Below are 13,896 nucleotides of genomic sequence, written 5' to 3'. Positions count from 1 at the left end.
TCTTCTCAATGGAAATTGCAATGAGCCAAGCCAACATCCCCAACGTTCCCCTGTACCTCAACGGTGAAAAGGTGCAGTCCACTTCCAAGGAGTGGCGCGACGTGCTGAACCCGGCCACCCAGGAAGTGGTGGCGCGCGTGCCCTTCGCCACCAAGGAAGAAGTCGACCGGGCCGTGGCCAACGCCAAGGAAACCTTCAAGACCTGGCGCAATACTTCACTGGCGCAGCGCATGCGCATCATGCTGAAGTTCCAGCAACTGCTGCGCGAGAACATCGCCCCGCTGGCCGAAATGATCACCCGTGAACACGGCAAGACCCTGCCGGACGCCGAAGGCGAAGTCATGCGCGGCCTGGAAGTGGTGGAGCACGCCTGCTCGATCACCTCGCTGCAACTGGGCGAACTGGCCGAGAACGTCGCCGGCGGCGTGGACGTTTATACGCTCTACCAGCCGCTGGGCGTGGGGGCGGGCATCACCGCCTTCAACTTCCCGGTGATGCTGCCTTGCTTCATGTTCCCCATCGCCGTGGCCTGCGGCAATACCTTCGTGTTGAAGCCCTCCGAGCAGGACCCGACTTCCTCGCTGTTCCTGGTCGAGCTGGCCAACCAGGCTGGTCTGCCGCCGGGCGTGTTGAACGTGGTGCATGGCGGTCCGGACGTGGCCAACATGATCTGCGACCATCCCGATATCAAGGCGGTGTCCTTCATCGGTTCCACCCATGTCGGCACTCACATCTATCGCCGCGCCAGCGAAGCCGGCAAGCGCGCCCAGTGCATGATGGGCGCCAAGAACCATTGCATCGTCTTGCCCGATGCCCCCAAGGACCAGGCCATCAACAACCTGCTGGGCGCGGCTTTCGGTGCGGCTGGCCAGCGCTGCATGGCCAATTCGGTGGTGGTGCTGGTGGGTCAGACACGCGAATGGATTCCCGAGATCGTCGAACGCTCCAAGGCCATGAAGGTCGGACCGGGTACCGACCGCAAGGCCGATGTCGGCCCGCTGGTCTCGAAGGCGGCCAAGGAACGGGTCGAACGCCTCATCGCCAGCGGCGTGGAGCAGGGCGCCAAGCTGCTGCTCGATGGCCGCAATTGCAAGGTGGCCGGCAGCGAGAACGGCAACTTCGTGGGACCGACCCTCTTCACCGGCGTCAAGCCCGAGATGGACATCTACGCCCAGGAAATCTTTGGCCCGGCCATGTGCATCGTCGAACTGGAAACCCTCGATGAAGCCATTGCCTTCATCAACGCCAACCCCAACGGCAACGGGACTTCCATCTTCACCAGCTCGGGCTATGCGGCGCGCAAGTTCCAGAACGAGATCGACGTCGGCCAGGTCGGCATCAACGTGCCCATCCCCGTGCCGGTGGCCTACTTCAGCTTCACCGGTTCGCGTGCGTCCAAGCTGGGCGACCTCGGCCCCAACGGCAAGCAGGCCGTCACTTTCTGGACCCAGACCAAGACCGTCACCGCCCGCTGGTACGCGCCCGATGAAGAAGCCGGCCAGGTCAACACCACCATCACCCTGAAGTAAGGAGAGCAGCATGAGCGCCAACATCGTCTTCATCGGCCTGGGCAATATGGGTTTGCCGATGGCGCAGAATCTGGTCAAGGCCGGTTTTTCGGTCAGCGGACACGACCTGGTCAAGGCCAGCGTGGACAAGCTGGTGGAGGTCGGCGGCAAGACCGAGGCCGACTCCATGGCGGCCGTGGCCAAGGCCGACGTGGTCATCACCATGCTGCCGGCCAGCCGTCACGTGGAATCGCTCTACCTGGGCGATGCCGGGGTGCTGGCCTCGGCCAAGCCGGGCGCGCTCTTGATCGACTGTTCCACCATCGCTCCGGAAGCGGCGCGCAAGGTGGCGGCAGCGGCCAAGGCGCGCGGCTTCGAGATGCTGGATGCGCCGGTCTCCGGGGGCACCAACGGGGCGACGGCAGGCACGCTGACCTTCATGGTGGGCGGCAGCAAGGAGGCTTTCGAAGCCGCCCAGCCTTATCTGCAGAAGATGGGCAAGGCCATCTACCATGCCGGTGAAAGCGGCAGCGGCCAGACCGTCAAGGTGTGCAACAACATGCTGCTGGGCATCCTCATGATCGGGACGTCGGAAGCGATCCGCCTGGGCATGGCCAATGGCATGGATCCCAAGGTGCTGTCGGAAATCATGTCCAAGAGCTCGGGGCGCAACTGGACGCTGGAAGTCTACAACCCTTGCCCCGGCGTGATGGACACGGCGCCGGCCTCCAAGGGCTATGCGGGCGGATTCGGCGTGGACCTGATGCTCAAGGACCTGGGGCTGGCCGTGGAGAATGCGCTGGCCACCAACTGCGCCATTCCGCTGGGATCGACGGCACGCAATCTGTACGACATCCACAGCATGAACGGGGCAGGCAAGCTGGACTTCTCCAGCATTTTCAACATGCTGGGCAAGGCACAGTAAATCCGTATCACTCAGGCAGTAAAAAGGGACAGCCTCTTGCGGGGCTGTCCCTTCGTTTTTCTGCGTGCTGATGTGCAGCTTATTTCTTCACTTCATCCTCGATGTGGGCCCGGATGATATCGGCGAAGTTGGCATCGGCCGTAAAGCCCAGCGCCTTGGCGCGCTTGGCTTCGAAGGCACCGGGCCAGGAATTGACGATGCGTTTGATGGCTTCGTCTTCCTTCCATTCGATCAGTTGCACCACTTCCTTGCCGGCGACCTGTTCCAGGGCCTCGACCATGTCCTTGACGGTCACGCACAGGCCGTCGATGGAGAGGAAGCGGGCCAGGCCCAGGTCAGCGCCATTGATTTCATGGCCGTGGATCAGGTTGGCGATGGCCTGGCGCGGCGACATCAGCCACATGCGGGTATCGGGCGTGACCGGGCAGACCGAAGGCTGGCCATTGAGTGGCTCGCGGATGATGCCCGAGGCGAAGCTGGAGGCCGCCTTGTTGGGCGCGCCCGGACGCACCGAAATGGTCGGCATGCGCAGCGCACGGCCGTCAATGAAGCCCTTGCGCGAATAATCCTGCACCAGCAGTTCACCCATGACCTTTTGCGCACCGTAGGAGCTTTGCGGCATCAGCAGGGTGTTGTCGGGGACCACGGCCGGCAGTTCGCCGCCGAACACCGCCACTGAACTGGTGAAGACCACGCGTGGCTTGGTACCCAGGGCACGGGCGCGCTCCAGGATGACGCGGGTGGCATCGAAGTTGATCTTCATGCCCAGGTCGAAATCGGCCTCGGCGTGACCGCTGACGATGGCGGCCAGGTGGAAGATGGACTGCGTCTCGGGCGTGATGACGCGCTCGATCACGGCGGCGTCGGCGATGTCGCCGGTGACGGCTTCGATGCGCGGATCAGTGAAACCCTGGGCCGGAACCACGTCCAGCAGGGTGATGCGCTTGATCTCTTGCGGCTGGCCGTCGCGGCCGGTCAGAGTGCCGCGTTGCAGCAGCTGGCGCGCCAGTCGGCTGCCCAGGAAGCCGGCGCCGCCGGTAATGACGATATGCATGTGTTCTCCTCGTGATCTGTCGTCGGAATAGGGGGATATGAACGCTTGAGCGAAACCCGTGCAGCGCATTATAGCGGAAGTTGTAATACAACTTTGAGAATATGAAGCGGAAGTCACAAAAGCCGATGCCTGCGCGGTATCATGCGCGCCATGAAGACATCCTCCTCCTCCAGGCCGCAGGCGTCGGCGCTCGCCTCCATGGCCGCTGCCGCGCGCGGCAAGACCACGCTGGCAGACCATGTCACCAGCGTACTGGCACAGCAGATCCGCAGCGGGGAATTCGCCCCGGATACACGCTTGCCTTCGGAGATGGAGTTGACCGAACGATTTTCGGTGAGCCGCACGGTGATCCGCGAAGCCATTTCACGCTTGAAGTCCGAGGGGCTGGTCGGTTCGCGCCGGGGCAGTGGCACGGTGGTGCTGCCGGTGACGCAGGCCACGCCCTTCCGGCTGGACCTGAATGTGGATGATGGGCGCGACTCCATCCAGGCGGTGCTGCGGGTGATCGAACTGCGGCGCGGGGTGGAAGGGGAGATGGCTGCCCTGGCGGCGCAGCGCCGCACGCGCGCGCAGAACCTGGCGATCCAGCAGGCCTTGCAGGCCATCGATGCAGCGGCTGCGGCGGGGCGCGATGGCGTGCAGGAGGATTTCGCCTTCCATGCTGCCATTTCCAATGCCTCGCACAATCCGCTCTACACCTCGCTGGTGCAGTTCCTGAGCCAGTTCCTGCATGCCGCCATCCGCGTGTCGCGCATGAACGAAGCGCGCAGCAATGAGTTCGTGCAGCAGGTACGCGCCGAGCACGCGGCACTGGCGCAAGCGATCAACGACGGCAATGCCGAGGCCGCGCGGGCAGCGGCCTTGCGCCATATGGAGCAGTCGGCCCTGCGCCTGCAGGCGGCCGACAGGGCCTTCTGGGCCAGCGCGGAAGGACAGGCGGCGGCGCGGGACCTGGCGCGGGTGAGGAGTGGAGGTTGAGCGGGACAGCGGGCAAACTGTCTACCCGTTCGCCCTGAGTAGACGCGCAGCGTCGTATCGAAGGGTTCACTGGCCGTGAAACTGCGCTGCGCCCCGTCGGCGCGCCTTCGATACGCGGCGATGCCGCTACTCAGGACGAACGGTCAGTGGATTGCCCGGCAAACAGGTATTAAACAGGCATAAAAAAACGCTGCACCAGGCAGCGTTTTTTTATTGGCATCGGCAGACGATCAGCCGCGCACGACCTTCTTGTACTCGTTGGTGCGGGTGTCGATTTCGATGTCGTCATCCTGGCTCACGAACAGCGGCACCATCACGGTGATCTGGTTGGCTTCGATGGCGTTTTCGATCTTGGCTTCCTTCAGGACGTTGCCCGAAGTGTTGCCCTTGACGGCCGGTTCCGAGTAGGCAACCTTGCGCACGATGGTGGTCGGCATTTCGACCGAGATGGCCTTGCCGTCGTAGAAGACAGCTTCGCACTGCATGCCGTCCTTCAGGTAGCCGATGGCGTCGCCCATGTTCTCGCCTTCGATTTCGTACTGGTTGTACTCTTCGTCCATGAAGACGAACAGCGGGTCAGCGAAGTACGAATAGGTCACCGGCTTCTTGTCCAGCACCACGACGTCGAACTTGTCGTCGCCACGGAAGACGCTTTCCTGCGGGCTGTTGGTCAGCAGGTTCTTCATCTTCCACTTGTAGGTGAAGCCGGTACGGGAAGAACCGTTGACGTCCGAGCGCAGGACGATCATGGGCTTGCTGTCGACCATAATGATGTTGCCGACGCGGATTTCTTTTGCAAATTTCATAGCGATGTGTCGTGAAAAGTAGGTTTTTTCAAACTGTCAGTAGCCCACTGGTAAAACTTCTAAAACTTCACCGCAAGCCCACGTACGATTGAATTCCAAACTGCGTTAAAACGGTAGCCCGCTATTTTAACCCATTTTCCGTGCTCTTCCACTCTTCCAGGGCGAGCCGGCGGGCGAAGCCGAGCAAATTGTCCATCCAGTCGCCATTTGCCAACAGCTTCTTTACCCATTGTTCAGCCTGGCCCGACAATGCCGGCAGCTCGGCCTGCAGCGTCTGCCACGTTGCCCGCCAGTCGAGGTCGCCCGGATAAGCGCCATTCCAGGCCCGGTTGAGATCGGTCACGGCGGGCGTGGCCGGGTCGTAAATCTTCAGGAAGGCGTTGAGCTTGGTGTGGTGCAGGTTCTTGTCCTGGTGATAGATGTTCCAGACGAAGGGGCGGCCGGCCCATTGGGCGCGTGCGAAGGAATCTTCACCTCGCACGAAATTGAGGTCGCAGCTCCACAGCAGGCGGTCGTAATCGGTCTGTGCCACGAAGGGCAGCACACGTACCGTCAGTGCGCCCTGCGTGGCCACCGTACCGGCGCGCATCGGTGCGTTCAGGAAAGCCTCGACCTCCGCGCGGCCTACGCCTTCCGGCACGAGGCAGGTGACCGCGTGGGGCGAGGCTTGCCAGGCTGCAAACAATTCGGCAATCGGGGCGTAGTCGTAGCAGAACAGAGAGACCTTGCAGGCCTGCGCTTCGGCCGCGGTCACGCCCAGCCCGGCCAGGAAAGCCGGGCCTTCATTGTTGGCCAGGAAGGCCTGTCGCCGGGCTTGCAGGTCGGCTTCGAAGCTGAGCCCGCCGGTTCGTTCATTGAAGCCGGGGAAGAAGAAATACTTGGTCAGCTTCAGCGAGCGATGCGGGGAGGGCAGGGTGTGGCAGCCTTCGACCCAGGGTTCGGCGGACAAGCCTTCCAGGTTGAACCAGACGGGCTTGGGCGAGCGCTGCGCCATGGCTTCCACATAGCCGGGCGGGATCTCGCAGCCGAAGAATTCAATGACGATATCGGCCACATCGTCCGCCGTGAACTGACCGTCCTGGCCACGCCAGTGCTGCACCGTCACGCCGCTGACCTCTTGGGTATCGGCCAGCGTGTCCACCGTCGGCCAGATGCGCCGGAAGCTCACCAGGTCATCCACCCACAGCCGCACCGCGAGCCCGTGCTCATGTGCCAGCTGCCGCGCCAGGCGCCAGCAGATGCCGATATCGCCATAGTTGTCGACGACCTTGCAGAACAGGTCCAGGGAGCGCAGGGGATTGGGGTGGGAATTCATCGATATGCAGGAAAATGCGGATGCAGGCCGCATGATACCGGCTTGGCGCAGGGACCGACGAAGCGAAATGAACAACACAGACAAATTTTTTCAAATTAAATAGCTTGCAATTCAATTTTGAGCGGTTTAATATGCAACACATGGACAAGACGCACACCACGAATCTCCCGGACGCACTGATCGACGAAGCCCTGCTTCTCGACAACCAGTTGTGTTTTGCGATGTATTCGGCGTCGCTGGCCATGACCAAGGCCTACAAGAAGATCCTGGCCCCGCTGGAGATCACCTATCCGCAATACCTGGTGATGCTGGTGCTGTGGGAAAAGGATGGCGTCACGGTCTCGGAACTGGGCACGCGCCTGTTCCTGGATTCTGGTACGCTGACACCGCTGCTCAAGCGCATGGAAAGCATGGGTTTGCTTCACCGCAACCGGGATGCGGGCGATGAGCGCCGGGTGGTCGTGAGCCTGAGCGATGGCGGCCGCGCGTTGCGTGAGAAGGCCAAGGCCGTACCGCAGCAGATGAGTTGCATGCTGCCGGCGCTGGACCAGATCAAGGCGCTGGTGGTGGAGCTGAAGCAGGTCCGCAAGGGCCTGATCGATGCCGAAGATGAATGAAAATGTAACAAGCTTTGTGTTTTATATTGTGCGCAATAATATAGGTAATTATTTATATCGTTGATGCAGCCGAACTGAATAGCGCAACCTCAGCAACACCAGAAACATCAGCAAGACCGCAAGTGAAGCAGCAAGAGATTGGCAAGCCAGTGATGACCAAAAGTGAATCTTTAGGCATCACATCCCTCGAACGAAACCCGTCAAGGGTGACGACAACCTGAACTTTGAAAGGAAATACCATGCCTTCGAACAAGATTGAAAAAGCCCTGTACACCGCCACCGCTACCGCCACTGGCGGCCGTGAAGGTTCGGCCAAGTCCTCCGACGGCGTGCTGGACGTCAAGCTGTCGACCCCCAAGGAACTGGGCGGCGCCGGTGGTAACGGCACCAACCCGGAACAGCTGTTCGCGGCCGGTTACTCGGCTTGCTTCCTGGGCGCGCTGAAGTTCGTCGCCGGCCAGGCCAAGGTGGCTCTGCCTGCGGATGCCAGCATCACCGGCAAGGTCGGCATCGGCCAGATCCCGGGCGGTTTCGGCATCGAAGCTGAACTGAACATCTCGCTGCCGGGTATCGACCAGGCCGTGGCGCAAGATCTGGTGAACAAGGCCCACCAAGTGTGCCCGTACTCCAACGCCACCCGTGACAACATCAACGTCACCCTGAACCTGGTGTAATGGCTGGGTTCGGCTTCCTGCCTGATCCGGGCGGGAAGGCGTAAAAAATCGCCGCTGCGACCTCTGTCCCAGCGGCGATTTTCATGGGCGATCAGGAAAGATCAGACCGCGCCGCGTGTCTCTACATACAGCGCATAGAGAGAGTGGCTGCTCGCCATGAACAGACGATTTTTCTTGGTGCCGCCAAAGACCAGGTTGGGGCAGCGCTCTGGCAGATGGATGTGGGCGATGGCTTTGCCTTGCGGGTTGAATACGCGCACACCGTCGAGTTCTTCAGCCTTGGCGTCCAGTGCGCCGTTGCTGCCCCAACCGCACCACAGGTTGCCATCCACGTCGATCTTGAAACCATCGATCCCGCCAGGGCCGTTGGCATCGATCACCAGGCGGCGGTTGCCGATGCGGGTGCCGTCACTGCTCATGTCGTAGGCCCAGATGACGCGGCTGGGCGTGGCGCGCGATTCGTTGATGTAGAGGATCTTTTCATCCGGAGAAAACGCCAGGCCGTTGGGGCCGGCGAGTTGGTCCGTGATCAGCGAGACCTTGCCACTGCGGCCGTCGATGCGATAGACCGAGTGCGGCAATTCGGATACCTGCTTGTCGCCTTCCCATTCCCCGGCGATGCCGAAGGGCGGATCGCTGAACCAGATCGAGCCATCGGATTTGCAGATGATGTCGTTGGGCGAGTTGAAACGCTTGCCATTGTAGTTGTCGGCCAATACCGTGATGCTGCCGTCGTATTCAGTGCGGGTCACGCGACGGGTGAGGTGTTCGCAGGCCAGCAGGCGCCCCTGGCGGTCACGCGCCAGGCCGTTGCTGTTGTTGGACGGCTGTCGGAATACCGAGGTCGTGCCAGTGGTTTCATCCCATCGCATGATGCGGTTGTTGGGAATGTCGGAAAAGAGCAGGTAGCGTCCGTCGCCAAACCAGACCGGCCCCTCGACCCAGCGAAAACCGGTGGCCAGCCGTTCCACACTGGAACTGAACAGGCGGTACTTGAGGAAACTCTTGTCGAGTACCTCCACGCTGGGATCCGGATAGCGCTGGCTGGGAATGAACTCGCCATTCTGGGCGCGGCCGCTGATGGCGGTGGCTGCCAAGCCAAGCCCGGCCATCAAGGTTGTACGACGAGTTGGGCTAAAATTGGCTGAAGTGTTCTTGTTGTGCTGCGACATCGAAGTCTCCATGGACAGGGATGGTCGTTCCACGTCAACGCGACGAGGGCGATCCAGAAAGCCTAATGGCGGGGAATCGAGGAAGACAGCGTCGCCCGGGGCGGGCTACTGGCGCTGGTGGACATCTTCCCTGGCGCGGACCTGTCAGTGCAATAGTCCGTTCTTGTGGTAAGACATCGTACATCATGGATTGCCATTTGACAATCCGACTGCCGAATTGACAAAGGAGGGCCCGCGGCAGCGAGAGCGCGACCGCAACGGGCGCGACAGCCAGGCGGGGACTGACTCAGGCCTGCCCAGCCGGCTGTCTCACCACCTGTTGCAGCAAGGTACGGGCGACGCAGCGATGGAAGGGCATAATCGCCGCCAGGTAGGCCTTGCCCAGCAGGCGTTTGGTGCGCACTACGGTAGTCACGGTGAGCCACTGGTCGTCGTCTGCCGACTGGCCGGTGGCGGCCGGCGACTTTTCGACGCACAGCCGGAAATCCAGGTGACGGTCATCCATTCCCATCACGACCCTGGCCGGCTCGGCCAGCAGCAGGGGAAACCCGGCCGGCCCGCCGCCATGGTCGCCGGCCTGCTTGAGGCCCAGCGGTGCCATCAGGCGATCACGCAAGCGTATCAATGCGCTGACCCAGGCAGGCTGGGACGCCATCATGCGGGCTGCGATCTCGGTCGTATTCAATTTGGCCAGTTGTGGCGTGAGGCGGATGCGGTAACTGTCGGCAAAACCGGCACCTGGCAACAAGGCCCAGTGGCGCGGCGCGGGCGCGACTTCTTCGGTGTGCGAGGCGGGGGAGGCAGGCATGATGGTCTCCAGGCAAGTTGAAAAAAGGCCGGCAGCGACGCTGCCGGCCTTGCTCCTGCGATCACTCGATCATGTGATCACGTGAGGATGCGATCCCCCGAGCCTATCTGCCGTTGCGCCGCTGCTTTTCCGCCGCACGGGCGCTGGCGAAGCGCTCGTGGGTTTCCTCGGCCTTGCGGCGGCCGAAGGCATAGTTGGCTTCCAGCCACATGACGTTGATGATGCCGAAGGCTAGGGCCAGGCCGATACCGAGTATCCAGGCGAAATACCACATGATGTTCTCCTCGTTGCAGTTTGCGATTGCGCGTAATCAATACGCCGTGTGTTCGTTCTCGTGAATGTCCTTGGCCGTGACCTTGCCCTTGACCACGCGATAGACCCAGCCGGTATAGACGATGATCAGCGGCAGGAAGATCAGCACCATCCAGAACATCAGGCCCAGGGTCTTGTGGCTGGACACCGCATCCCACAGGGTCAGGCTGCTCTTCGCATCCAGCGAAGAGGGCATGACGAAGGGGAACAGCGACATGCCGGCGGTGAGGATGATGCCGGTCACCGACAGGCCGCTGGCGATGAAGGCCAGGCGGGCACTGCGCACCAGCGCCAGCAAGGCCGCCAGTACCGCACCGGCCACGCCCAGCGCCGGGAACAGCTTGGTCACGGGCCACTTGGCGTAGTTGTCGAACCAGGCACCGGCGACCACTTCCACCGTCTTGGCCAGGGGAGTGAAGGCGCTGTTGGCGTCCGGCATGGAGGTGATGCGATAACCAGGCATCTGGGCTACCCAGAAGCCGCCGGCCACGAACAGCAGCACCGTCACCAGCGCCGCACCGATGACGGTCTTGCGCGAACGCTCCCCCACGGCGGCCTCGGTCTTGACGAAGGCGAAGGCCGCGCCGTGCATCAGCAGCATGGCCACCGACAGCAGACCCGCCAGCAGGCCGAAGGGGTTCAACAGGGCAAAGAAGCTGCCGGTGTATTCGACCCGCATGGTGTCGTCATAGTGGAAGGGCACACCCAGCAGCAGGTTGCCGAAGGCCACGCCGCAGATCAGGGGCGGCACGAAACCACCGATGAACAGGCCCCAGTCCCAGGCATTGCGCCAGCGCGGATCGGCCACCTTGCTGCGGTAGTCGAAGCCCACCGGACGGAAGAACAGCGAGAACAGCAAGACCATCAGGGCGATGTAGAAGCCCGAGAACGCCGTCGCATACACCAGCGGCCAGGCCGCGAAGGTGGCGCCGCCGGCGGTGATGAACCAGGTCTGGTTGCCCTCCCAGGTGGGGCCGATGGAATTGATCAGGATGCGGCGCTCGGTGTCGTTCTTGCCGGCGAAGGGCAGCATCATGCCCACGCCGAAGTCGAAGCCGTCGGTCAGGGCGAAGCCGATGATGAGTACGCCCACGAAGGCCCACCAGATCAGCTTGAGTGTTTCGTAATCGAAGATCATTCTGCTTTCCTCATTTCTTCTGGTGGCTTAGTGGCTGCCGGCATTGGCCGACGGATTCAGGGGCGGCGGCAGGACATCGCCGGGGCTCTTTTCATGACCCTTGGTTTCCCAGTAGTACTGGCCGGTATGCAGGCTGCTCGGGCCCAGGCGTGCGTACTTCACCATCAGGATCATCTCCACCGCCAGCAGGAAGGTATAGAACAGGATGAAACCGGCCAGGCTGAAGTAGAGGCTGCCCGGCTGCAGCGAGGAGGCCGACAGGTGGGTCGGCAGGATGCCGGCAATGGTCCAGGGCTGGCGGCCATATTCGGCCACGATCCAGCCGAGTTCAGCAGCGATCCACGGCAGCGGGATCGAGATCACGGCCAGGCGCAGCAGCCAGCGTTGCGGCGCCAGCTGCTTCTTGGCCAGGAACCAGAACGAGGCGGCGAAGATGAACAGGAACAGGAAGCCCAGCGCCACCATGCCGCGGAAGGACCAGAACAGCGGTGCGACCTTGGGGATGGTGTCATTGACGGCCAGGCTGATCTGTTCGGGCGTCGCATCGACGACGTTGTTGGTGTACTTCTTCAACAGCAGACCATAGCCCAGGTCCTTCTTGAGCTTGTCGAATTCCGCGCGGGCTTCGGGGGACTTGTCGCCCGCCTTCAGCTTGGCCAGCGCCGCATAGGCCAGCATGCCGTTGCGGATGCGCGCTTCGTGTTCCTTCTTCAGATCCTTGATGCCCAGCACCTGCGTATCGGCCGAACGGGTGGCGATCAGGCCCAGCACATAGGGAATCTTGACCGCGTAGTCGGTGCGCTCTTCCTTGTCATTGGGCAGGCCGAACAGGGTCAGACCGGCGGGAGCGGGGTGGGTATCCCACTCGGCTTCGATGGCGGCCAGCTTGACCTTGTTGACTTCACCGGCGGTGTAGCCCGATTCGTCGCCCAGCACGATCACCGACAAGGTCGCGGCCAGGCCGAAACCGGCCGCCACCGCGAAGGAGCGCAGCGCGAAGGCGGTATCGCGGGCCTTCAGCAGATACCAGGCCGACACGCCCAGCACGAACATGGAAGCCGTCACGTAACCAGCGGCCACGGTGTGCACGAACTTCACCTGCGCCACCGGATTGAAGATCACGTCGGTCATGCTGACCAGTTCCATGCGCATGGTCTCGAAGTTGAATTCCGCGCCGACCGGATTGTTCATCCAGCCATTGGCGATCAGGATCCACAGCGCCGACAGGTTCGAGCCCAGCGCCACCAGCACGGTGACGATCAGGTGCTGCTTGCGCGAGAGCTTGTCCCAGCCGAAGAAGAACAGGCCGACGAAGGTCGATTCCATGAAGAAGGCCATCAGGCCTTCGATGGCCAGCGGAGTCCCGAAGATGTCGCCCACATAGTGCGAGTAATAGGACCAGTTGGTGCCGAACTGGAATTCCAGTGTGATGCCGGTGGCCACGCCCATGGCGAAGTTGATGCCGAAGAGCTTGCCCCAGAAGCGGGTCATGTCCTTGTAGATCTGGTTGCCGGTCATGACATAGACCGACTCCATGATGACCAGGATCCAGGACAAGCCCAGGGTGAGGGGGACGAACAGGAAGTGATAGAGCGCCGTGACGGCAAACTGCAGCCGTGACAGCGAGACGACTTCATCGATGGGAACCATGTTGTGTTACTCCGTTTGTTGTTTGGCGGACAGGTCTTGGGACTGGTACTGCTGTTGTGCGGTGGCTGGCTGCGGCGTGGTGAAAGACAGCATGCGCTGCTCCACGCGCTGTACCGGCATCTGCATGTGCTTGGCTTCGGGATGGGCGAAGAAGGTCTTGGCCAGCACCGTAATGAGGGCAATCTTGACCACCAGCAGCAGGGTGATCTCCACCCCCAGCGGCAGCTGGGTCAGGCGTGGCCAGCGCCACGGGCGTTTGCGCAAGGATGTGGTGAGTTGCATGCGGATTACTCCTTTTCGTTGCTGCTGCCGCCGACGCGGAACTTGTCGCGCACGTCCAGCAGCTTCTTGACCTTGGAACCCATCTTCATCAAGGACACCAGCGTCTCCGGCGAGAGGCGCTGCACATCGTCGAACCAGGAACTGGAAAGTTCGATCAGTTCATACATCTCGCGCATGCGCTTTTGCACTTCCTTGTCATCCTTGCTGCCGGGCGCTTCCAGCAGGGCGTCGCGCAGCATGGAGAGGGTCGGCTCGATTTCGCGGCGGCGGCGTTCTTCCAGCAGCACCTTGAAGATGTCCCAGATGTCGCCCGGCGGTTCAAAATATTCACGGCGGTCACCGGGTTTGTGCAGCAGCTTCACCAGCCGCCAGGACTGCAATTCTTTCAATCCCATGCTCACGTTGGAGCGCGAAAAACTGAGGTACTCGGCGATCTCGTCAGCATTGAGCGCGCGCCCGCAGATGTAGAGCAGGGCATAGATCTGGCCTACGGTGCGATTGATGCCCCAGCGGCTGCCCATCTCGCCGAAGTGGCTGATGAAGCGCTGCATGAGCGGGCTGAGTACGTTGTTTTCCATGTCGAAGTCTTTCGAAATTTCAGTAATTACTGAAATTTAAAGCAATTGCTTGACCCATCGCAATGTCACGCACCTGTGT

The 13,896-nt window shown here is 61.7% G+C and carries 15 protein-coding genes; 5 read left to right on the top strand and 10 right to left on the bottom strand.

Features of this window, described 5'->3' with window-relative positions:
• Window positions 1–20 precede the first annotated feature (20 nt).
• Both ACWFUC_RS21350 and mmsB read left to right on the top strand, forming a co-directional pair.
• Window positions 21–1,529: a CoA-acylating methylmalonate-semialdehyde dehydrogenase gene (locus ACWFUC_RS21350; RefSeq protein WP_489637323.1), complete on the top strand. Its 1,509-nt coding sequence runs from the start codon at window positions 21–23 to the stop codon at window positions 1,527–1,529.
• Between the two features lie 10 nt (window positions 1,530–1,539).
• Entirely contained in the window at window positions 1,540–2,433 is an 894-nt protein-coding gene (mmsB, locus tag ACWFUC_RS21345; protein WP_489623214.1) for a 3-hydroxyisobutyrate dehydrogenase, read from the top strand.
• Between the two features lie 79 nt (window positions 2,434–2,512).
• Here the strand turns inward: mmsB and denD are convergent, their stop codons facing one another.
• Complete coding sequence (gene denD, locus ACWFUC_RS21340; RefSeq protein WP_034331837.1) at window positions 2,513–3,487, bottom strand: D-erythronate dehydrogenase; 975 nt, start codon at window positions 3,485–3,487, stop codon at window positions 2,513–2,515.
• Between the two features lie 141 nt (window positions 3,488–3,628).
• Between denD and ACWFUC_RS21335 the strand changes: the two genes are divergently transcribed.
• Entirely contained in the window at window positions 3,629–4,465 is an 837-nt protein-coding gene (locus ACWFUC_RS21335; RefSeq protein WP_489623213.1) for a FadR/GntR family transcriptional regulator, read from the top strand.
• Between the two features lie 230 nt (window positions 4,466–4,695).
• On the opposite strand, the gene ACWFUC_RS21330 is transcribed toward ACWFUC_RS21335, so the two are convergent.
• Window positions 4,696–5,271, bottom strand: a complete 576-nt coding sequence (locus ACWFUC_RS21330) for an elongation factor P (RefSeq protein ID WP_017451702.1) — start codon at window positions 5,269–5,271, stop codon at window positions 4,696–4,698.
• Between the two features lie 121 nt (window positions 5,272–5,392).
• The gene (gene earP / locus ACWFUC_RS21325; protein ID WP_489623212.1) at window positions 5,393–6,586 is read right to left on the bottom strand and encodes an elongation factor P maturation arginine rhamnosyltransferase EarP; all 1,194 of its coding nucleotides are present in this window, start codon (window positions 6,584–6,586) and stop codon (window positions 5,393–5,395) included.
• A gap of 131 nt (window positions 6,587–6,717) precedes the next feature.
• Between earP and ACWFUC_RS21320 the strand changes: the two genes are divergently transcribed.
• Window positions 6,718–7,203, top strand: coding sequence for a MarR family winged helix-turn-helix transcriptional regulator (locus tag ACWFUC_RS21320; RefSeq protein ID WP_034331832.1), 486 nt, complete (start codon window positions 6,718–6,720; stop codon window positions 7,201–7,203).
• 239 nt (window positions 7,204–7,442) lie between these two features.
• Window positions 7,443–7,877 (top strand): organic hydroperoxide resistance protein, encoded by a 435-nt coding sequence (locus ACWFUC_RS21315; RefSeq protein WP_039785041.1) that lies wholly within the window; start codon window positions 7,443–7,445, stop codon window positions 7,875–7,877.
• Between the two features lie 101 nt (window positions 7,878–7,978).
• Here ACWFUC_RS21315 and ACWFUC_RS21310 read toward each other — a convergent pair whose 3' ends face one another.
• From ACWFUC_RS21310 to ACWFUC_RS21280, 7 genes are all read right to left on the bottom strand, one after another.
• On the bottom strand, window positions 7,979–8,989 hold the full coding sequence (locus tag ACWFUC_RS21310) for an SMP-30/gluconolactonase/LRE family protein (RefSeq protein WP_489623211.1): 1,011 nt from the start codon (window positions 8,987–8,989) through the stop codon (window positions 7,979–7,981).
• A 346-nt stretch (window positions 8,990–9,335) separates the two neighbouring features.
• Window positions 9,336–9,857, bottom strand: coding sequence for a DUF2867 domain-containing protein (locus ACWFUC_RS21305; RefSeq protein WP_489623210.1), 522 nt, complete (start codon window positions 9,855–9,857; stop codon window positions 9,336–9,338).
• A 103-nt stretch (window positions 9,858–9,960) separates the two neighbouring features.
• Window positions 9,961–10,131, bottom strand: a complete 171-nt coding sequence (cydX, locus tag ACWFUC_RS21300; protein ID WP_008330178.1) for a cytochrome bd-I oxidase subunit CydX — start codon at window positions 10,129–10,131, stop codon at window positions 9,961–9,963.
• Between the two features lie 36 nt (window positions 10,132–10,167).
• Complete coding sequence (gene cydB / locus ACWFUC_RS21295; protein WP_489623209.1) at window positions 10,168–11,307, bottom strand: cytochrome d ubiquinol oxidase subunit II; 1,140 nt, start codon at window positions 11,305–11,307, stop codon at window positions 10,168–10,170.
• 27 nt (window positions 11,308–11,334) lie between these two features.
• Entirely contained in the window at window positions 11,335–12,957 is a 1,623-nt protein-coding gene (locus ACWFUC_RS21290; RefSeq protein ID WP_489637322.1) for a cytochrome ubiquinol oxidase subunit I, read from the bottom strand.
• 6 nt (window positions 12,958–12,963) lie between these two features.
• On the bottom strand, window positions 12,964–13,239 hold the full coding sequence (cydP, locus tag ACWFUC_RS21285; protein WP_489623207.1) for a cytochrome oxidase putative small subunit CydP: 276 nt from the start codon (window positions 13,237–13,239) through the stop codon (window positions 12,964–12,966).
• A 5-nt stretch (window positions 13,240–13,244) separates the two neighbouring features.
• Window positions 13,245–13,817, bottom strand: a complete 573-nt coding sequence (locus ACWFUC_RS21280) for a GbsR/MarR family transcriptional regulator (RefSeq protein ID WP_088753293.1) — start codon at window positions 13,815–13,817, stop codon at window positions 13,245–13,247.
• Between the last annotated feature and the right edge of the window lie 79 nt (window positions 13,818–13,896).

This window comes from Herbaspirillum sp. Her4 (genome assembly GCF_057961335.1).
This window is presented reverse-complemented; position numbering and strand designations above follow the sequence as displayed.